The organism is Sphingomonas canadensis (assembly GCF_026013525.1).
GTDB lineage: Bacteria > Pseudomonadota > Alphaproteobacteria > Sphingomonadales > Sphingomonadaceae > Sphingomonas > Sphingomonas canadensis.
Window position 1 is genome coordinate 1 of record NZ_JAPDRA010000016.1, and the last position, 19,022, is coordinate 19,022.

Annotated in this window: 15 protein-coding genes and 1 tRNA gene; 15 read left to right on the forward strand and 1 reads right to left on the reverse strand. The window is 69.3% G+C overall.

What is annotated here, in order from left to right; genetic code table 11:
- Positions 1-60 precede the first annotated feature (60 nt).
- The 11 genes from OM513_RS20005 to OM513_RS20055 all read left to right on the forward strand — a co-directional run bounded on the left by OM513_RS20005 (position 61) and on the right by OM513_RS20055 (position 9,537).
- On the forward strand, positions 61-567 hold the full coding sequence (locus OM513_RS20005) for a winged helix DNA-binding protein (RefSeq protein WP_264946552.1): 507 nt from the start codon (positions 61-63) through the stop codon (positions 565-567).
- Positions 568-739: 172 nt separating this feature from the next.
- Positions 740-958 (forward strand): translation initiation factor IF-1, encoded by a 219-nt coding sequence (infA, locus tag OM513_RS20010; RefSeq protein ID WP_003049127.1) that lies wholly within the window; start codon positions 740-742, stop codon positions 956-958.
- An 84-nt stretch (positions 959-1,042) separates the two neighbouring features.
- The gene (locus tag OM513_RS20015; RefSeq protein WP_264946553.1) at positions 1,043-1,612 is read left to right on the forward strand and encodes a Maf family protein; all 570 of its coding nucleotides are present in this window, start codon (positions 1,043-1,045) and stop codon (positions 1,610-1,612) included.
- Positions 1,605-2,528 carry a ribonuclease gene (locus OM513_RS20020; protein WP_264946554.1) on the forward strand — a complete coding sequence of 308 codons (924 nt, stop codon included), beginning with the start codon at positions 1,605-1,607 and terminating at the stop codon, positions 2,526-2,528. The genes OM513_RS20015 and OM513_RS20020 overlap by 8 nt, the downstream gene beginning before the upstream one ends.
- A complete protein-coding gene (locus OM513_RS20025; protein WP_264946555.1) occupies positions 2,528-2,713 on the forward strand; it encodes a DNA gyrase inhibitor YacG in 186 nt (61 codons plus the stop codon). Before OM513_RS20020 ends, OM513_RS20025 begins: the two co-directional genes overlap by 1 nt.
- Positions 2,714-2,740: 27 nt before the next feature.
- A tRNA-Phe gene (locus OM513_RS20030) sits at positions 2,741-2,816 on the forward strand.
- A 355-nt stretch (positions 2,817-3,171) separates the two neighbouring features.
- Complete coding sequence (locus OM513_RS20035) at positions 3,172-4,794, forward strand: GMC family oxidoreductase (protein ID WP_264946556.1); 1,623 nt, start codon at positions 3,172-3,174, stop codon at positions 4,792-4,794.
- A 13-nt stretch (positions 4,795-4,807) separates the two neighbouring features.
- Complete coding sequence (locus OM513_RS20040) at positions 4,808-6,235, forward strand: aldehyde dehydrogenase family protein (protein ID WP_264946557.1); 1,428 nt, start codon at positions 4,808-4,810, stop codon at positions 6,233-6,235.
- A complete protein-coding gene (locus tag OM513_RS20045) occupies positions 6,232-7,227 on the forward strand; it encodes an NAD(P)-dependent oxidoreductase (RefSeq protein WP_264946558.1) in 996 nt (331 codons plus the stop codon). The genes OM513_RS20040 and OM513_RS20045 overlap by 4 nt, the downstream gene beginning before the upstream one ends.
- On the forward strand, positions 7,224-8,375 hold the full coding sequence (locus tag OM513_RS20050; RefSeq protein WP_264946559.1) for an L-lactate dehydrogenase: 1,152 nt from the start codon (positions 7,224-7,226) through the stop codon (positions 8,373-8,375). The genes OM513_RS20045 and OM513_RS20050 overlap by 4 nt, the downstream gene beginning before the upstream one ends.
- A 40-nt stretch (positions 8,376-8,415) precedes the next feature.
- Complete coding sequence (locus tag OM513_RS20055) at positions 8,416-9,537, forward strand: helix-turn-helix domain-containing protein (protein WP_264946560.1); 1,122 nt, start codon at positions 8,416-8,418, stop codon at positions 9,535-9,537.
- A 72-nt stretch (positions 9,538-9,609) separates the two neighbouring features.
- On the opposite strand, the gene OM513_RS20060 is transcribed toward OM513_RS20055, so the two are convergent.
- Complete coding sequence (locus OM513_RS20060) at positions 9,610-10,839, reverse strand: mandelate racemase/muconate lactonizing enzyme family protein (protein ID WP_264946561.1); 1,230 nt, start codon at positions 10,837-10,839, stop codon at positions 9,610-9,612.
- 332 nt (positions 10,840-11,171) lie between these two features.
- On the opposite strand from OM513_RS20060, the gene OM513_RS20065 reads away from it, so the two are divergent.
- The 4 genes from OM513_RS20065 to OM513_RS20080 all read left to right on the forward strand — a co-directional run bounded on the left by OM513_RS20065 (position 11,172) and on the right by OM513_RS20080 (position 18,987).
- On the forward strand, positions 11,172-12,026 hold the full coding sequence (locus OM513_RS20065) for a TauD/TfdA dioxygenase family protein (protein ID WP_264946562.1): 855 nt from the start codon (positions 11,172-11,174) through the stop codon (positions 12,024-12,026).
- Positions 12,023-13,492 (forward strand): MFS transporter, encoded by a 1,470-nt coding sequence (locus OM513_RS20070; protein ID WP_264946563.1) that lies wholly within the window; start codon positions 12,023-12,025, stop codon positions 13,490-13,492. The genes OM513_RS20065 and OM513_RS20070 overlap by 4 nt, the downstream gene beginning before the upstream one ends.
- Before the next feature lie 223 nt (positions 13,493-13,715).
- Positions 13,716-16,673 (forward strand): TonB-dependent receptor plug domain-containing protein, encoded by a 2,958-nt coding sequence (locus OM513_RS20075; RefSeq protein WP_264946564.1) that lies wholly within the window; start codon positions 13,716-13,718, stop codon positions 16,671-16,673.
- 79 nt (positions 16,674-16,752) lie between these two features.
- Entirely contained in the window at positions 16,753-18,987 is a 2,235-nt protein-coding gene (locus OM513_RS20080) for an arylsulfatase (protein ID WP_264946565.1), read from the forward strand.
- Positions 18,988-19,022: the final 35 nt, after the last annotated feature.

A 19,022-nucleotide genomic window follows, 5' to 3' on the forward strand; every position in this document is an offset into this window, starting at 1 on the left:
GTGCCTCCGCAACTGCAGAAACCCATGAATCAGACATCCCTACCTTTGGGAATCCTCTGAATGTCGATACAGCCTAGGGCCAGGCGCGCAAGGCGCCTGTCCTCTTCGCAGAACCCGGCCGCGATCGAGGCGGTGCTGGGCGTGCTCACCCGGCTGCAGCAGGGCAAGGGCGCGGAAACGGCGGACAGTCTCCGCGCGATCCGCGGCACTGACCTGCACCGCTTCGCCCGCCACCTGTTCAACGAACGCCGGCGGCGCGACGAGGCGCTGGGCGCGGACCTGTTCCAGGATCCGGTGTGGGACCTGATGCTGGAACTCTACGCCGCCGCCGGAGAGGGCGAGCGCGTGGGCATCAATCGCGCCACCCTCGCATCGGGCGTGCCCGCCACCACGGCGCTGCGCTATATCAAGATGCTCACCAAGCGCGGGCTGGTGGTGCGCGAGCAATGTCAGGAGGATTCGCGCCGCGTGTTCGTCCGCCTCACCGATCGCGCGATGCTGAAGATGACCGAGCTTCTCTCCCGCATCGCGAACGAGCGGCTGACCGCCGACCGCGCGGGCGGCTGACGCCCTCCCCCCCCCACTACAAGGGCGTCAGGGGAGCCGCGCCGGGCCATTCGGCCGGGCGCGGCTCTGCCGTTCCGGGCGGTGCGATGGCAGCCCTTCTCACCCGCTTCCCTTTTGCCCCGCAGCGGAGTAAAGGGCTGCGCCGTTCCCCGCCCACCCGAGAGGTTGATTTTTGGCCAAAGAAGAACTGCTTGAAATGCGCGGACAGGTTGTGGAGCTTCTCCCCAACGCGATGTTCCGCGTCCGGCTCGAGAATGATCATGAGATCCTGGGCCATACCGCCGGCAAGATGCGCAAGAACCGCATCCGCGTGCTGGTGGGCGACGAAGTGCTCGTCGAGCTGACGCCCTATGACCTGACCAAGGGCCGGATCACCTATCGCTTCAAGTGACGCCCCCGGCGTCGCCCCGGCGCGGCCGGGGTGCGCGCGCCGCGCCCGCGGGGCGGACGGCGCGGACAGGATAGCAAGCCAGCCATGAAGCTCGTCCTCGCCTCCAGCTCGCCGCGCCGGCGCGAGCTGCTCGGCCGCATCGGCGCCGTGCCCGATCGCATCGCCAGCCCCGACATCGATGAAACGCCGCTGCCCGGCGAGCTGCCCCGCGCCTATGTGCTGCGGATCGCGCTGGGCAAGGCGGCGGCGGTGCCGCGCGCGGCGGACGAGATCGTGCTGGCGGGCGACACCACCGTCGCCGCAGGGCGCCGCATCCTGGGCAAGCCGGAGGACGAGGCGGACCTGCGCCGCATGCTCGCGCTGCTTTCCGGGCGGCGCCACCATTGCTTCTCCGCCGTGTGCGTTGCCGGAATCGACGGCAAGGTGCGCCACCGCGTCACCGACACGATCGTCGCCTTCAAGCGGCTGACCGCGGACGAGATCGACTGGTATGTCGCCAGCGGCGAAGGGATGGGCAAGGCGGGCGGCTATGCCATCCAGGGCCGCGCCGAATGCTTCGTCCGCTATCTTTCGGGCAGCCATTCGGGCGTGGTCGGGCTGCCGGTATACGAGACGCGGGCGCTGTTGCTGGGCGCCGGCTATCCGCTTGGCTGAGTGGCTGTACGAGGCCGGCATCGGTGAGGCGCGCGCGGCGCTGGTCGCGGACGGCCGCATCCTGAAGGCGCGGATCGAGCTGCCGGGGCTGCGCGCGGGCACCATCGTCCAGGGGCGGCTGCGCGCGGAGGGCCGGGTCGAATGGCCCGGCGGTGCCGCGCTGCTCGATCGCGTTCCCCCGGGCACGGCCGAAGGCGCGGCGATCACGGTGCGGATCACCCGCGAGGCGATTCCCGAGCCCGGCCGCGCCAAGCTGGCCCGCGCCGCCGTCACCGCCGATCCGCCCGCCGGGGGGCCGGACCTGTACGCACGGATCGCGGCCGGCGGCATCCCCGTGCGCACCTGCCGCGCGCATGAGCCCGACCTGCTGGAGGCGGCCGGCTGGTCCGAGGTGCTGGAGGAGGCGCTGACCGGCGAGATCCCCTTCCCCGGCGGCGTGCTGCGCATGGCGGTGACGCCCGCGATGACGCTGTTCGACGTCGATGGATCGCTGCCGCCCGAGCCGCTGGCGATCGCCGCCGCCACCGCCGCCGCGCAGGCGATCGAGCGCCACGGCATCGGCGGATCAATCGGGATCGACTTCCCCACGCTGGGCGGCAAGGCCGCGCGCCAGGCGGTGGCCGACGCGATCGACGCGGCGCTGCCCCAGCCGTTCGAGCGTACCGCGGTCAACGGCTTCGGCTTCCTCCAGATCGTGCGGCGGCGCACCCGCGCCGCGCTGCCCGAGCTGCTGAGCGCCGATCGCGCCGGGGCGGAGGCACGCGCCGAGCTGCGCCGGATCGAACGGCTTCCCCCGCCGCTGCCCGATACCCATATCGTTCCCGCGCGGCTGCTGCGCCGGATCGCGGCCGAGCCGGGCTGGACGGCGGCGCTGGCGCAGCGCATGGGCAGGGCGCCGCAACTGGTGGAAGGATGATGGCGAAGCGAGGAAGCTGCCCGATCTGCGGCAAGCCGCCGGTGGCGGAATTCACCCCTTTTTGCAGCCGCGGCTGCAAGGATCGCGACCTGCTGCAATGGCTGGGCGACGGCTATCGCCTGCCCGGCGAGCCGGTGGACCCCGATATCGAATCTGGGGTGGACAGGCGCCTGCACGACGACTAAGAGCCCGCTTCCGGCGTCCGCTGGTATGCCCAGGTAGCTCAGTTGGTAGAGCATGCGACTGAAAATCGCAGTGTCGGTGGTTCGATTCCGCCCCTGGGCACCACCCTCCCACATCCGATAAGATTTCCGCACGCACCACGGGATGCTCGGCGGGCCGGCCGTGCATGACCGCGCAACCGGCATGCTTGCCCGCGCCCGGCGGAACGCGGCCGCCGGTCCCGACCGGTGCCCCTGCACCACGCATCCCCGCTGAGCCCCGCCGCGCGCGACGGATTCGATCAGTCGTGTTCGAACCCGATTAGTCGCCCTCCCCCCGGCCGCCGCGATCGGCTTGCGGCGGGGCGCGGCGGCACGCCAAAGCTGCCCGGGACAGGAGAGGCCGGAAAGGCGACGGGCAGCCGGGCATGCGGCGCGGCGGCGGTGTTGCGAGCGGACTCTCCGCCTATCGGGGTGGGGACATGCGCGAAGACGCAAACGAGACGTTCGACTTCATCATCATCGGCGCGGGATCGGCGGGCTGCGTGCTGGCCAACCGGCTGACCGCGGACGGCCGCTTCCGCGTGCTGCTGCTGGAGGCCGGCGGCGACCACCGCCGCTTCATGATCGACATGCCGGCCGGGCTGGGCCACGTCTTCTACGATCCCAAGGTGAACTGGTGCTACGAGACCGAGCCCGACCAGAACATGGGCGGCCGCACCGATTACTGGCCGCGCGGCAAGGTGCTGGGCGGATCGAGTTCGATCAACGGCATGGTCTATATCCGCGGCCAGCGCGAGGATTTCGACGACTGGAAGGCCATGGGCTGCCCCGGCTGGGGCTATGACGACGTGCTGCCCTATTTCAAGATGTCCGAGGACAACGACAAGGGCGGCGACGCCTGGCGCGGCGCGGACGGGCCGTGGAAGATCTCCAGCATCGACGATCGCGCGCATCCGCTCACCCGCCTGGCGCTGCAGGCGGCGGAGAGCCTGGGCTATCCGAGCAATCCGGATTTCAACGGCGAGCGGCAGGAAGGCGTGGGCTATTACCAGTTCAGCTTCCGCAAGGGCCGCCGCACCCATGCCGCCAACGCCTTCCTGGAACCCGCGATGAAGCGGCCCAACCTGGTGGTGCGCAAGAACGCGACCGTCCAGCGGCTGACCTTCGAGGGCAAGCGCGCGACCGGCGCCGTCTATCGCCAGGGCAGCCGCGAGGTGACCGTGCGGGCGCGGCGCGAGGTGATCGTATCCGGCGGCGCGATCAATTCGCCGCTGCTGCTCCAGCTTTCCGGCGTCGGGCCGGGGCCGCTGCTGGCCTATCACGGCATCGATGTGGTGGCGGATTCGCCGATGGTGGGCGAGAACCTTCAGGACCATGTGTTCACCGGCCTGATCTTCCGCACCAGCAAGCCTTCGCTGAACGACCGGCTGAACAACTGGCCGTCGATCCTGCTGGCGGGGGCGCAATATGTGCTGACGCACACCGGCCCGCTCAGTTTCGGCATCAACCAGGGCGGCGCCTTCGTGCGCACCCGGCCGGAGGAGACGCGGCCGGACACCCAGCTCTACTTCATCCCGCTCAGCTTCCAGGCCGGGGTGGGGAACAAGGTGTGGCCGCACCAGTTCAGCGGCTTCACGATCAACGTCAGCCCGTGCCGGCCGACCAGCCGCGGCCATATCCGCATCCGCTCCGCGACGCCGGGCGACGCGCCGATCATCCACCGCAACTATATGGCGACCGATGAGGACGTGCGCGTCTTCGTCGAGAGCCTGAAGATCGCCGACCGCATCAGCCGCGCCAAGCCCTTCGCCGACATCGTCACCGAACGGCTGTGGCCCGCGGAGACCGAGCTGACCGACGCGGTGCTGGAGAATTGGGCGCGGCAGACCGGGCGCACCACCTATCACCCCACCAGCAGTTGCACGATGGGGCCGGACCCGAAGACCAGCGTGGTCGATCCGCGGCTGCGCGTGCATGGGATCGAGGGCCTTCGCGTGATCGACGCATCGATCATGCCGATCGTCGTTTCGGGCAACACCAACGCCGCCGCGACGATGATCGGCGAGCGCGGCGCCGCCTTCGTCCTTGAAGACAATCGCTGAGCGGGAGGCGGAATTGCGCAGCATCGACCGTTTCTACATCGGCGGCCGCTGGGTCGAGCCTGCCGGAACCGGCCGGATCGAGGTGATCGATCCGGCGACCGAACAGCCATGCGGCAGCATCGCGGCGGGATGCGCGGAGGATGTCGACCGCGCCGTCGCGGCCGCGCGGGCCGCCTTCCCCGCCTTCGCGCAGACGAGCCGCGAGGAGCGGATCGCGCTGCTGGAGCGGCTGGCCGACGCCTATGACGCGCGCGCCGGGGAACTGGCCGCCGCGCTGACCGAGGAGATGGGGGCGCCCGCCTCGCTCGCCGCGAACGCGCAGGTGCCGCTGGGCTCCGGCCATCTGCGCGCCGCCGCGCGCGCGCTGGCCGGCTTCGCGTTCGAGGAGGCGATGGGCGCCACGCGCATCGTGCGCGAGCCGATCGGCGTGGCGGGCATGATCACGCCATGGAACTGGCCGCTGCACCAGATCGGCTGCAAGGTCGCGCCCGCGATCGCGACCGGTTGCACCATGGTGCTCAAGCCGTCCGAGGCGGCGCCATTCGACGCGCAGATCTTCGCCGAAATCGTCGACGCGGCGGGCGTGCCCGCCGGGGTGTTCAACCTGGTGCATGGCGACGGGCCGGGCGTAGGCGCGCCGATGGCGGCGCATCCGGACATCGACCTCATCTCGTTCACCGGATCGACTGGCGCGGGCGTGGCGGTGGCCCAGGCGGCGGCGCCCTCGGTCAAGCGCGTGTGCCAGGAACTGGGCGGCAAGAGCGCGCTGATCGCGCTGGACGACGCGCGGCTGGCGGACAGCGTGGCGGGATGCGTCGACCGGGTGATGGCCAATTCCGGCCAGTCGTGCAACGCGCCCACGCGGCTGCTCGTCCCCGCGCACCGCATGGCGGAGGCCGCCGAGGCCGCCCGCGCCGCGGCGGAGCGGGTGAGCGTGGGCGATCCGCGCGGCAATTCGCGCATGGGCCCGGTGGTGTCAGGCGCGCAATGGGCGAAGATCCAGGCGCTGATCCGCATCGGGCTGGAGGAAGGCGCCACGCTGGTCGCGGGCGGCCCGGGCAGGCCCGACGGGCTGGACCGCGGCTTCTATGTCCGCCCCACCGTGTTCGCCGATGTGCGCAACGGCATGACGATCGCGCGCGAGGAGATCTTCGGCCCGGTGCTGTGCATCATCGGCTATGATTCGCCGGGCGATGCGATCGCGATCGCCAATGATTCCCCCTATGGCCTGTCCGCCGCGGTGAGCGGCGAGGACGTGGCGCTGGCGCGCAGCCTGGCGCGGATGCTGCGCGCGGGCGAGGTGCTGATCAACGGCGCCTGGGACATCGACGCCCCCTTCGGCGGATACCGCCAGAGCGGCAACGGCCGCGAAAAGGGCGTGTTCGCCTTTCACGACTTCCTCGAAGTCAAGGCGATCGTGGGCTACGGCACGGGGGAATGAGCGGTGGCGAACCCGGCGATGTGCTGATCATGCAGGCTGCGCATGCGCGGCTCGAACGCGAGCTGGCGCCGTGGCGCGACGCGCTGCTGCTGATGGACGATGCCGGAACCGTCACCCGCGCCACGGGCGGCGCGGCGGTACGCGATCCGCGGCCCGCAGGGGCATGGTATGGGCCGGACGTGTGGTACAGCCCGGCGGCCGCAGCATTCCTGGATTGTGCGCACAATTCGCCGAGCCTGCGCTGGCTCCAGGCGGGCACGGCGGGGGTGGACGCGGCGGTCTACGCCCCGTTCCTGCGGCGGGGAATCGCGGTCACGACCAGTCATGGCTTCGCGCCGGGCATGGCGGATCAGGTGATGGCGGGCGTGCTCGACCATTGGCAGCGCGGGCCGGAACGCCGGCGCCTGCGCGCCGGGGGCAAGTGGCAGCCCACCCCGTTCCGCGAGCTGGCGGGCAGCCGCTGGCTGATCATCGGGTTCGGCGCGGTGGGGCGCGAGGTCGCGCGGCGGGCCGCCGCCTTCGGCGCGCAGGTGACCGGCGTGGCGCGAACGGCGGGCACGGACGCGCTGGCCGGGCGGATCGTGCCGCTGGGCGCGCTGCATGCGGAGCTGCCCGCCGCCGATGTGGTGATACTGTCGATCGCGCTAAACGCCGCCACGCGCGGGATGGCGGACGCCGCGTTCTTCGCCGCGATGAAGCCCGGCGCGACGCTGGTGAACGTCGGCCGCGGCGCGCTGGTGGATGAGGGCGCGCTGCTGGACGGGCTGGCGCGCGGACAGCCGGGCCATGCCGTGCTCGACGTGTTCGTGCAGGAGCCGCTGCCGTCCGGATCGCCCTTCTGGACGCATCCGGCGGTGACGATGACACCGCACGATAGCTGGGCGTCGGCGGGCGCCACGAGCAACAACGACGCCACCTTTGCGGCGAACCTGGGCCGCTTCCTCGCGGGGCTGCCGCTGCAGGGCGTGGCCGTTCCGGAGGACGCGCGATGAACCCCGCATCGTTCGACGATTACCGCGAACTGGCGCGGCGGCGGCTGCCCCGGATGTTCTTCGAATATGTCGACGGCGGATCGTTCAACGAAACCACGCTGCGCAGCAATTCGGACGATCTGGCCGCGGTGAAGCTGCGCCAGCGGGTGCTGGTGGATACCAGCGCGGTCAACACCGCGATCAGCGTCTTCGGGCAGTGCATGTCGATGCCCGTCGGCCTTGCGCCTGTGGGCGTCGCCGGCCTGTTCGCGCGGCGCGGCGAGGTCCAGGCGGCGCGCGCGGCGAAGGTGGCGGGCGTCCCGATGTGCCTTTCCACCATCGGCATCTGCAGCGTGGAGGAGGTTTCGGCCGCCGCCGCGCCGCCGTGGTTCCAGCTCTATATGCTCAAGGATCGCGGCTATATGCGCGAGCTGCTGGCGCGCGCGCGGACGGCGGGCAGCCCGGTGCTGCTGTTCACCGTGGACATGGCCGCGACCGGCGGGCGCTATCGCGACTATCGCAACGGCGGCATCGTCGCGAACAACGGCGGCATGGCCTGGGCCGAGCGGATGCGGCAGGGGATGCTGCGCCCGCGCTGGAGCTGGGACGTGTTCTGCCGCGGCCGGCCGCTGCTGCCCGGCAACCTGGCCGCCGCGCTGCCGGAGGACGCGAGTATCAACGACGCGCTGGTCTGGGTCGGCGGCAACATGGATCGCACCGTGAGCTGGAAGGACCTGGATTTCGTCCGCGAGAACTGGGACGGGCCGCTGGTGCTGAAGGGCATCCTGGACCCGGAAGACGCGCGATCGGCGGCGAAGGCGGGCGTCGACGGAATCGTGGTTTCCAACCACGGCGGGCGCCAGCTCGACGGCGTGTCCTCGTCCATCGCGGCGCTGCCGCGCGTGGCCGATGCGGCGGGCGGGCTGGAGATCTTCCTCGACAGCGGGGTGCGCAACGGGCTGGACGTGCTGCGCGCGCTGGCGATGGGCGCGCGCGCGGTGTTCCTGGGCCGCGCCTGGGCCTGGGCGCTGGCGGCCGGGGGCGAGGCGATGGTGGCGCGCATGCTGGGCTCCATCCGCGCCGAGCTGACCGCGGCGATGATCCTGAGCGGCTGCACCGATGTGGCCCATGCGACACGCGACCTGATCGATGGCCCTCCGCGCGGCTAAGCATGTTGCAGTAGATATTGCGCGGAAATAGGGTGCATCAATGTCGACCGATCCCATGCTCATCGAGGCCATGGTGCGCGGAATCGCATGCGGCGGTTTCCTGGCCACCGCACTGATCATCGCGCGCGTCGATCGTTCGACGACGCCGATGATGGGGGCGCTGTTCCATTTCTGCCGGTCCGCCCATGTGATCGCGCAGTTTCCGCCGGCGATGGCGATGCTGGGCGGATGGTATCTGCTGGTGGACATCCCCTCGATCGCGGCGGCGCCGCTTTCGTGGATCTTCGTGACCGAATTCTTCGGCGACACGCGCAGCTTCAATCGTTCCAAGCTGGCGGTGCCGGCGCTGGTGCTGGCGATCGGCCTCACCGCGCGGCTGCTGCCGCCGGAATCGGCGCGCGTGCTGTGGCTGATCAACAATTTCATCAACGTCGGCCTGTTCGCGCACATCACCGCGACGGTGCTCAAATCCTGGAACGGAGACCTGGTCGAGCAGCGGCGGCTGGCGGTGGCGCCGCTGTTCCTGCTCAACGTCGCCTATGGCGTGGCGGTGGCGCTGGTGCAGACGGTGGAGCTGTTCACCTTCTCGCCGCGCCAGCCTTCGCTGTTCGCGGCGCTGGCGCTGGTGCTGATCAGCGGGATCAGCGTGTGGATCTTCGGCCGGACGACGCCGGGGCTGTTCAAGACGGTGCCGCGCCGCCCGGTGACCGGCCCCTCCCCCGCCGATCCGCAGCGCGGCGCGGCGGCGCTGCCCGAGGCGGAGGCCGCGCTGGTCGCCGAGCTGGAGCGGCTGATGCGCGTCGAGCGGCTCTACCGGATCGAGAATCTGCGCATCTCGGCGCTGGCGATGCGGCTGGGCGTGACCGAGCACCGGCTGCGCAAGCTGCTGAACGGCGACCTGGGCTATCGCAACTTCAGCGCCTATGTCGCCTATTGGCGGCTCGACGAGGCCAAGCAGGCGCTTGAGGACCCCGAGCAGCGCGAGGTGCCGATCTCCACGATCGCGCTCGATTCGGGCTTTCAGTCGCTCGCGCCGTTCAACCGCGCGTTCAAGGCCGACACCGGCCTGACCCCCACCAGCTACCGCCGCCGCGCGCTGAAGGCCGCGGGCGTGACCCCGCTGGAGGAGCCCGAGGCCGAAGCGGGCGGCGACGCCGAATAATCCCGGCCACGAAAAAACTCCCCCGGAAACGCTGTTCCCGGGGGAGCGATTGCGACCGGCAGGGCGCGCCGGTCAGTCCGCGTTGCGGCCGAAGGTCACCAGGCCCAGCGTGTTGGGCAGCGTGTTCGGCGGATAACGCTTCAGCGCGGCCTCGTCCGGCTCGGTGCCCCAGCCTGGGCGATCGGGGACGATCATGTGCCCGTCCACGATCTCCGGCTCGTGCGTGAACAGCTCGGAGTCCCACGCCAGCCGGTCGATATCGGTCTCCATGATGCGCAGGTTGGGCGTCGCCGCGGCGAAATGGAGGTTCATCATCGTCGCGAGATGGCCGTAGAAATTGTGCGGGGCGACGTTGATGTCGTGCGCGTCGGCCATCGCGGCGACCTTCGCCGATTGCCAGGCGCCGTTCCACAACAGGTCGATGATCGCCACGTCCACCGCCTGCTTCGCCAGGAAGGGCACGAACGATCCCGGCCGCGTCAGCGTCTCGCACGACGCAACCGGCATGTTGGCGGCGCGGCGGATGTCGGCCAGCGCGTCGGCGTTCAGCAGGTCCAGCTCGACCCAGAACAGGTCGATATCCGCCAGCGCGCGGATGATCTTGATATAGCCCTCGGGCTTGGCGTTGAAGTTCAGGTCCAGCAGGATGCCGACGTCCGGCCCCGCCGCGTCGCGCAGCACGCCCAGATGCTCGCGCAGCCCGTCGATCAGCTTGTGCCCCACGTTCAGCCCCGGATCGAACGGCAGGCCGAAGCCCGGCGCCCATCCCACCGGCGCGCCATCGGGCGCATAGGTGTAGACATTGGTCTTGAGCGCCGGGAATCCGCGGTCGCGCACCTCGCGGGCCAGCGCCTTCACGCCGTCCACATGATCGATCTGCGGCTCGTACCAGGGCTTGCGGCTGATCCGCCAGGTGCCGCAGTGCGACCAGTAGACGCGCACCTTGTCGCGCACCGCGCCGCCCAGCAACTGGTGGCACGGCACCTCCAGCGCCTTGGCCTTGGCGTCGAGCAGCGCGTTCTCGATCGCGCCCAGCGCCTGTGCGCTGATGCCCACGGTGGCGGGCTTCAGCGCCATCAGCAGGATGTTGTACAGCCGCTCGTGATCGCCCACCGGCTGGCCGATCAGCCGCGGCGCCAGCGTGGCGATCACCGCCGAGATGCCGGGGTTGCCGAAATCCTCGTCGAACTCGCTCCAGCCGGTGATGCCGGCGTCGGTCGATATCTTGAGGAAGTGATAGTTCCGCCATCCGGCGCCCGCGGCGAGCGTCTCGACGGCAGTGATCTTCGGGAAATTCTTCATGCGCAATCCTCTCCAGCGCCCGCATTGCAGAGGGAGCGGCGCCGCTGTGCGCCGTTCCTTGCGCCCTCCTGCGCCGGGCGCGGCGCGGCCCGCTACGGCTGGCGCGATTCGGGCTAATCGTGTGCGGCCCGGGCTGATCGCATTTGAAATGCGAGCGGCGGAGCATCGCACGGCGCGATGCCGGGCGCTCCATCGGCGGCAATTGCGATCAATCGCGTTCGAAGGCGATTAGCCGCGGGGCAAGGGCGCCGCGACAGCCGCGCGCGCTTGCGGCACCACCGCCGGGAACGCGGGCCGATGGAGGACAACCGCGGATCGGGAGGATACCGGCGGTGCTTTCATTTCCCCTGGAGATCGGCGCGCGCGCGGGCGGTTTCGGCGCCGCGGTGCGCGGCATCGATCTCTCGCGCCCGCTGCCGCGCGGCGTGGCGGAGGATATCCGCGCCGCGCTGGCGGAACATGGCGTGCTGTGGTTTGCGGACCAGCCGCTGACGCATGCGGCGCTGGAGGCGTTCAGCCTGGCGATCGGCCCGTTCGGCCCCAACCCCTTCGTCCACGCGCTGCCCGGGCATCCCGGCATCGTCGAGGTGCGCCGCGATCCAGACGAGCGCGCCGTGGTGTTCGGCGGCGGCTGGCATTCGGACTGGAGCTTCCTGCCCGAGCCGCCGGCCGCGACGCTGCTCCACGCCAAGGTGGTCCCGCCCCAGGGCGGCGACACGCTGTTCTGCGACACGCGGCGCGCGTTCGAGGCCCTGAGCCCAGGCTTCCAGGCGCTGCTGGCGGGGCTGCGCGGCGTGCATTCGGCCGCCGGCCCCTATGGCAGCGAAGGCTATTTCGCGAAGGAGCAGGGGCGCACCGGCATGCGCATCGTCACCGGACCGGAAGCGGACGGATGCCACGCGCACCCGCTGGTTCCGCGCCATCCCGTTTCGGGCCGGCCCGCGCTGTTCGCCAGCCCCGGCTACACGGTGGGGATCGAGGGCTTCGCGCGCGAAGAGGCGGCCGCGATCCTGGATTTCGTCTTCGCGCACATGACTTCGGAGCGGTTCGTCTACCGCCACAGATGGGAGCCGGACATGCTGGTGATATGGGACAATCGCGCGGTGCTCCACTGCGCCACGGGCGGCTATGACGGCCACCTGCGGCTGATGCACCGTACCGTGATCGCTGGGGGAGCGCCGGCATGAACATGATGCACAAACCCGCCCCGCCCGGCGAGCGCGGCCCGCCGCCGCCGCTGAAGCGATCGACCAAGCTCGCCTATGGCGTGGGATCGGTGGCGCTGGGGCTGAAGGACAACGGCTTCTCCTATCTGCTGCTGCTGTTCTACAATCAGGTAGTCGGCCTGCCCGCGCCCACCGTGGGTCTGGCGATCATGATCGCGCTGGTCGCCGACGCGATCCTGGACCCGATCATCGGCCAGGTGAGCGACAACTGGCGGTCGCGCTGGGGGCGGCGCCATCCGTTCATGTACATGGCGGCCGGGCCGATCGCGATCAGCTATCTGTTACTCTGGCATCCGCCGCTGGGCTGGTCGGACGAGGCGCTGTTCTATTATCTGATCGCCACGGCGATGATCATCCGCACCTTCCTGGCGATGTTCGAGATTCCCAGCGCTGCGCTGGCCGCCGAGCTGACCCAGGATTATCATGAGCGCACCAGCCTGGCGGCGTGGCGCGCGGCGTTCAACTGGTACGGCGGGCTGATCATGGTGCTGCTCACCTTCCGCGTGTTCCTCCAGCCTTCGGCGGAACATCCGGTCGCCCAGCTCAATCCGGACGGCTATGCGACCTATGGCATCTTTGCCTCGGTCACGATGTTCGCGGTGATCCTGATCTCGGCCGTGGGCACGCACAGCCGCATCCCCTGGCTGCGCCAGCCGCCCGCGAAGAAGCCGCCGTTCGTCAGGGCGCTGCGCGACATGTTCTCGGCGATGGTGACGCCGGCGCTGCTGCCGATGCTGGGCGCGGGGCTGTTCAACGCCATGGCCTATGGGCTCAGCGTCGCGCTGGGGCTCTATTTCAACACCTATTTCTGGGGCTTCTCGGCCGCCCAGATCTCGTTGTTCATCATGGTGCAGTTCGGCTCTTCCGCGCTGGCGATCTGGCTGGCGGCGCCGCTTTCGCACCATCTGGGCAAGCGCAACGCGGCGATCCTGTGCAAGCTGCTGGTCCCCATCTTCGGCCTTACGCCCATCGCGCTGCGGCTGGCAGGGGTCTTTCCAGAGAACGGATCGCCCGCCCTGCTGCCGATCATGATGACGACTCACCTCATCTCGGTCACCTGCGCCAGCATCGTCGCGATCCTGCTGGGATCGATGGGCGCCGATGTGGTGGAGGATCACGAGCTGCGCAGCGGCCGCCGCGCCGAAGGGGTGATGGCCGCCGCGGGAATCTTCGTCGCCAAGACGACTTCGGGCGTGGGCATCTTCGCCTCCAGCGCGCTGCTGGCCTTCGTCGGATTTCCGGAAGGCGCGAACCCGGAGACGCTGGACCCGTCGATCGTGCGCAACCTGGCGCTGGTGTTCGCGCCGGCGATGGCGCTGCTCCACGGCTGCGCGATCCTGTGCATCCTGCGCTACCGCATCACGCGGGAGAGCCACGCCGAGACGCTGGCCGAGCTGGCCCGCCGCCGCGCGGAGGCGGAGCGCTGACTGTGCGCAAATCGAAAAACGATCGATCAGGCGTTTTCGACCAGTCAATTTCGAAGTCGGCTATCGTGAGTTTGGAGGGCGAGAAGACGGCCGCGGCGTGATCGCTAGGCTCAACGACACCGGACCGGCGGCCCCCGAATGAACGGGGACGGACAATCCGGGCATCCCGGTCAGAAACCCGATGGGGTTCGCCGGAATACCGACCAATTCGGGGAGGGTTGCCATGAAATTCCGTAGAAAGATCATGCTCACGTCGGCGGCATCGGCCGCGGCGATGGCGCTGGCCGGATGGTCGGCGCCCGCGCTGGCCCAGGGGGACAAGCCCGATGATTCGGGCGAGGAACAGGAGATTGTGGTCACCGGCTCCAAGCTGCTGACCGCGGACCAGGCGGCGGCGCTGCCGCTGCGCGTTATCGACGAGGAGGAGATCCGCAAGCAGGGCTCGCCCCCGCTGCTCGATCTGGTCCGCGCGATGCCGGAGACGGCAGGCTCGATCGGCAACTCCAACTCGTCGCAGGCCGGCAAGGGCCAGGGCTATGAGGGTTCGGAGAGCATCAACCTGCGCGGCCTGGGGCCGGATCGCAACCTGGTGCTGATGAACGGCCACCGCCTGCCGCTGGTGAGCGGGTTCTTCGTCAACACGCGCAACATTCCGGCTTCGGCGATCGGCCGGGTCGAAATCCTGAAGGACGCCGCGTCCACCATCTATGGCTCGGACGCGATGACCGGCGTGGTCAATTTCATCACCAAGCGCGATTTCGAAGGGCTGGAGGTCGGCGGCGACTATACGATGATCGCCGGCAACGGCGGCGACTGGCGTGCCGACGCTACCTTCGGCAAGGTCGGCAGCAACTGGAACCTGCTGGTTTCGGGCGGCTATCAGAAGCGCGCGCAGCTTGAGGTGGTCGATCGCGACTGGTCGATCCAGCCCTATTCGATCAATCCCAACGCGGGCTGGAACTTCTCTTCCATGCCGTCGCAGTTCACGCCGGTCGGCAACACCGGCCCGGGCGGAACGCTGGCCACCGTCGGCCCGCGCGTGCTCGACGTCGGCTGCAAGCCGCTGGGCGGCATCGAGCCGTTCGCGGGCTTCTGCGTCAACAATGTCCAGAAGTGGCAGGATCTCGTCGCGCCGGCCAAGACCTGGCAGATCTATGGCGAGTTCAACTGGGAATTCAGCTCCGGCACCGAATTCCATATCGAGGCGAACTACGCCAACGCGCGGATGATCGTCCACTATCCGCCGTCGTTCAACCAGCCCAAGCCGATCACGGCCACCGTGCTGCCGAGCAACATGAACACCGCCACGGCGCTCGCGGGCACCAGCCCTCTGCTCTACAACAACTGGTTCGTGCCGATCACCAACCCGGGCCTTGCCGCCTATGCCGCGGCGAACCCGTCGCAATTCCCGGCCGGCACCACGGGCATCTTCATCCCGGTCGGCCAATGGCGCCCCTATCTGGTGGGCGGCAATCCGTTCTTCGGCGACGGGGCGACGCCGGCGTACCAGACGCGCGATCAGGACGAATACCGGGTCAGCGCCAGCCTGAAGGGCAAGATGGGTTCCGGGATCAACTGGAACGCCGACTTCACCTATGGCCGCAACGATCACGACCTGCTCGGCTTCGATTCCGCGGGCTCGATGATCCAGCTCGCGCTGCGCGGCCTGGGCGGGCCGAACTGCCAGTGGCAGACCGCCGCCCCGGGCAGCGCGGGCTGCCTGTGGCTGAACCCGATGTCGAACGCGGTGCCCAACGCGCTGGTCAACGGCGTTACCAGCTATTCGGGCTACAACGCCGCCGTCGCCAACACCAAGGAGCTGGCCGACTGGCTGATGCTCGAACAGCGGCGCCACCTGACCGGCCAGATCGTGGAGGCCAATGCGGGGCTGGACGGATCGCTGCCCGCGTTCGATCTCGGCGCGGGGCCGCTCAAATGGGCGGTGGGCGCGCAATGGCGCCAGATTTCGTTCCGCGAGCATGATTCGAAATATGCGGACCGCACCCAGGTGCCCTGCCTCGATTCGGTGCTGAACATCCCCAACGCCAACATCTGCAACCCCACGCCCTATTCGCCGCTGGGCCTTGCCGTGGCGCTGGTGCCGACCGATTCGACCACCAACGTCTTCGCGGGCTTCGTCGAGGCGGTGATGCCGATCGTGGACGGCACCGACCTGACCGTCGGCGCCCGTTACGAGGATCTCGGCAACAGCGGCGGCGGCACCTTCAACCCGCAGGCGCGCGCCAAGGTCGGGATCTTCGAGTGGCTGGGCCTGCGCGGTTCGGTGAGCACCACCTTCCGCGCGCCGCCGCCCAGCGCGCTGGCGCCGAACCCGGTCGCGTCGATCCCCGGCATCCTGGGCAAGCCCACCGCGCTCGACACGATGGGCAACCCGAACCTGAAGCCGGAAGAGGCGACGACCTACAACCTCGGCGTGCTCGTCAACTATGCGGGCTTCGACGCGGGCGTCGATTATTACAACTATTCGATCAAGAACATCCTGACCACCGAGCCGCAGAACGCGATCGTCAACGCGCTCTTCCCCAACGGGGCGGGCGGGGCGAACAACTGCGCGACGCTGGACGCGCAGTTCATCGCCGATCACTTCGAGTTCACCGGCGCGTGCAGCGCCGCGAACCTGGCCAAGGTGAAGCTGCTGCGGATCAACGGGCCCAAGGCCCATTTCTCCGGGCTCGATCTGCGCGGGTCCTACACGACGGACGGCGTGTTCGGCGGGACGCTGTCGTTCGGCGGAACGGCGAACGTCATCCTCAGCTACAAGTTCGACGCATTCACCGTCGCCGGCCTGTCGGTCGCCGGCTTCGATGCGGTGGGCAAGCTGAACCAGGGGACGCTGGCGCACGCCCTGCCCAAGTGGAAGGTCAACAGCTTCGTCAACTACAACAACGGGCCGTTCAACCTGCGCTGGACCGGGCGTTACTATTCGACCTACATCGACCAGCGCCAGGCGACGACGACGCTGGGCTACAAGATCCCGGGCAAGTTCCTGCACGACGTGGCGCTCAACGTCGAAATGCCCTGGGAGACCACGTTCAGCTTCACGGTCACCAACCTGCTCGACACGGATCCGCCGATGGCGCTCCTTGCCGAGGGATATGACGCGACGACGGCCGATCTACTGGGCCGCACCTTCCGCATCGGCTTCCGCAAGAAGTTCTGACCGGAACGGACGGGCGCCCCCGCGGATCGCAGCTGCGGGGGCGCCTTTTCTTTGCCCTCTGCACAACAGGACAACGACGATGAGCAGGAATTGGCCGGGCAAGATCGGCAGGACATGGGAAAGCTCCGAGCCCTGGCTGGAGCCGATCCGCCGCCCCGCGAAGGGCGCGCCCAACGTGCTGATGATCGTGCTGGACGACGTCGGCTTCGCCCATTTCGGCTGCTATGGCTCCACCATCGCCACGCCGAACATCGACCGGCTGGCCGCCGGCGGGCGCCGCTACACCAATTTCCACACCACCGCGATGTGCTCCCCCACCCGCGCCTCGCTGCTGACCGGGTGCAACCACCATGCGGTGGGCATGGGCATCATCGCCGACATGTGTACCGGCTATCCCGGCTATCTGGGCGAGATGAGCGAGAGCGCGGCGACGCTGCCCCAGATGCTCGTCCCCGCCGGCTACAGCGCCTTCGCCATCGGCAAATGGCACCTCACCCGCGCCCGCGACATGAGCCCGGCCGGCCCCTTCGGCCACTGGCCGCTGGGCCGCGGGTTCGAACGCTATTACGGGTTCCTCTATTCGCTGGTGGACCAGTGGCACCCCGAACTGGTGTGCGACAACCGCTTCATCGATACGCCGGCCGATCCCGGATATCACCTGAGCGAGGATCTGGTCGACCAGACCATCGGCATGATCGGATCGGCCCGCGCCGCCGATCCGGAGCGGCCCTTCTTCGCCTATCTGGCGTTCGGCGCGTGCCATTCGCCGCACCAGGCGCCTGACAGCTATATCGACGCCTATCGCGGCGCCTTCGACGAAGGGTGGGACGCGGTGCGCGCGCACTGGTTCCAGCGCCAGATCGAGATGGGCATCGTCCCCGAAGGCACGGCGCTGACCGCGCGCAGCGAGGGCGTTCCGCCCTGGGAGACGCTGACCCCGGAGGAGAAGCGCCTCGCCATCCGCCACCAGGAGGTGTTCGCCGGATTCCTGACGCACACCGACGCGCAGATCGGCCGCCTGACCGGCTGGCTCGAGCGGCGCGGGATGCTCGACGATACGATGATCCTGCTGCTGTCGGACAATGGCGCGGAGGGCGGCGGCGACGCGCACGGCACGATCAACCTGCGGCGCGCGTTCCAGGGGCCCGAGGAGTCGCTGGAGGAGAAGCTGGCCGCCACCGCGACGCTGGGCACCGCGGAGCATTGGAACAACTATCCGCGCGGCTGGGCGCACGCCGGCAACACGCCGCACAAATGGTACAAGACGCATACCCATAACGGCGGCATCCGCGATCCGCTGATCGTCCACTGGCCCGCGCGCATCCGCGACGGCGGCGGCATCAGCCGGCAGTTCTGCCATTGCAGCGATCTGGCGCCCACGATCCTGGAGGCCGCGGGCGTGACGCCGCCCGCGACGATCAACGGGCGCGACGCGATGCCCATCACCGGCACCAGCATCGCCTACACCTTCGACGCGCCCGATGCGCCGACGCGCAAGCAGTCGCAATATTTCGAGCTGATGGGCAACCGCGGCATCTGGGCGAACGGCTGGAAGGCCGTGGTCCATCACGAGACCGGCGCGGATTACGACAGCGAACAGTGGGAGCTGTACCGGCTCGACAGCGATTTTTCGGAGAACGACGACCTCGCCGCCCGCCATCCGGAAAAGCTGGCCGAGTTGAAGGCGCTGTGGGAGCGGGAGGCGGAGGCCAACCATGTCTTCCCGCTCGACGATCGCTACGCCGGGCGGCTCGCCAAGACCTATCACCTGCCGCCCCGCCGGCGCTGGGACCTGGGCGAAGGGCGGCTTTATGCCAGCGGCTATTCGGCGCCTTCGGTCGGCAACCGCTCCTATCGCTTCGATATCGAGGTCGATCTGGAGCCGCGTGCCAGCGGCGCGGTCTTCGCGGCGGGCGGCAAGCCGGGCGGTTATGTGCTCCACATCGACGGCGGGCGGCTGGTGCATGAATATGTCGGCCCACGCCACCGCACGGTGATCGAGAGCGAGGTCGTGCTGCCCGCCGGGCGCCATGCCCTGACGCTCGATTTCCGCAAGACCGGCGACTGCAAGGGCGAACTGACGCTGCTGTGCGACGGCGACGTGGTGGCCGCCGGCAGCATCGCCGATATGTGGCCGGTCAGCCCGATGGGGGGCGGCTTCACGCTGGGCTACGACAACGCCAGCCCGGTCAGCGACCGCTATGCGATGCCCGCGCGGCTGACCGGCCGGATACTCTCCGCCGCGGTCGCGTGCGGCGACGACTTCCTGTTCGATCCCGAGGCCGAGGCGCGCATCGCCTATGGCGAGGATTGAGCGATGCCCGGATCATTTCCCTGGACAATGAGGTA

Bases quoted from the DNA above. Each gene is read 5' to 3' on its own strand.
- OM513_RS20070 (WP_264946563.1), top strand. From the start codon at position 12,023: ATGAACATGATGCACAAACCCGCCCCGCCCGGCGAGCGCGGCCCGCCG.
- OM513_RS20050 (WP_264946559.1), top strand. From the start codon at position 7,224: ATGAACCCCGCATCGTTCGACGATTACCGCGAACTGGCGCGGCGGCGG.
- OM513_RS20045 (WP_264946558.1), top strand. From the start codon at position 6,232: ATGAGCGGTGGCGAACCCGGCGATGTGCTGATCATGCAGGCTGCGCAT.
- OM513_RS20005 (WP_264946552.1), top strand. From the start codon at position 61: ATGTCGATACAGCCTAGGGCCAGGCGCGCAAGGCGCCTGTCCTCTTCG.
- OM513_RS20080 (WP_264946565.1), top strand. From the start codon at position 16,753: ATGAGCAGGAATTGGCCGGGCAAGATCGGCAGGACATGGGAAAGCTCC.
- OM513_RS20025 (WP_264946555.1), top strand. From the start codon at position 2,528: ATGGCGAAGCGAGGAAGCTGCCCGATCTGCGGCAAGCCGCCGGTGGCG.
- OM513_RS20015 (WP_264946553.1), top strand. From the start codon at position 1,043: ATGAAGCTCGTCCTCGCCTCCAGCTCGCCGCGCCGGCGCGAGCTGCTC.
- OM513_RS20055 (WP_264946560.1), top strand. From the start codon at position 8,416: ATGTCGACCGATCCCATGCTCATCGAGGCCATGGTGCGCGGAATCGCA.
- OM513_RS20075 (WP_264946564.1), top strand. From the start codon at position 13,716: ATGAAATTCCGTAGAAAGATCATGCTCACGTCGGCGGCATCGGCCGCG.
- OM513_RS20060 (WP_264946561.1), bottom strand. From the start codon at position 10,839: ATGAAGAATTTCCCGAAGATCACTGCCGTCGAGACGCTCGCCGCGGGC.
- OM513_RS20035 (WP_264946556.1), top strand. From the start codon at position 3,172: ATGCGCGAAGACGCAAACGAGACGTTCGACTTCATCATCATCGGCGCG.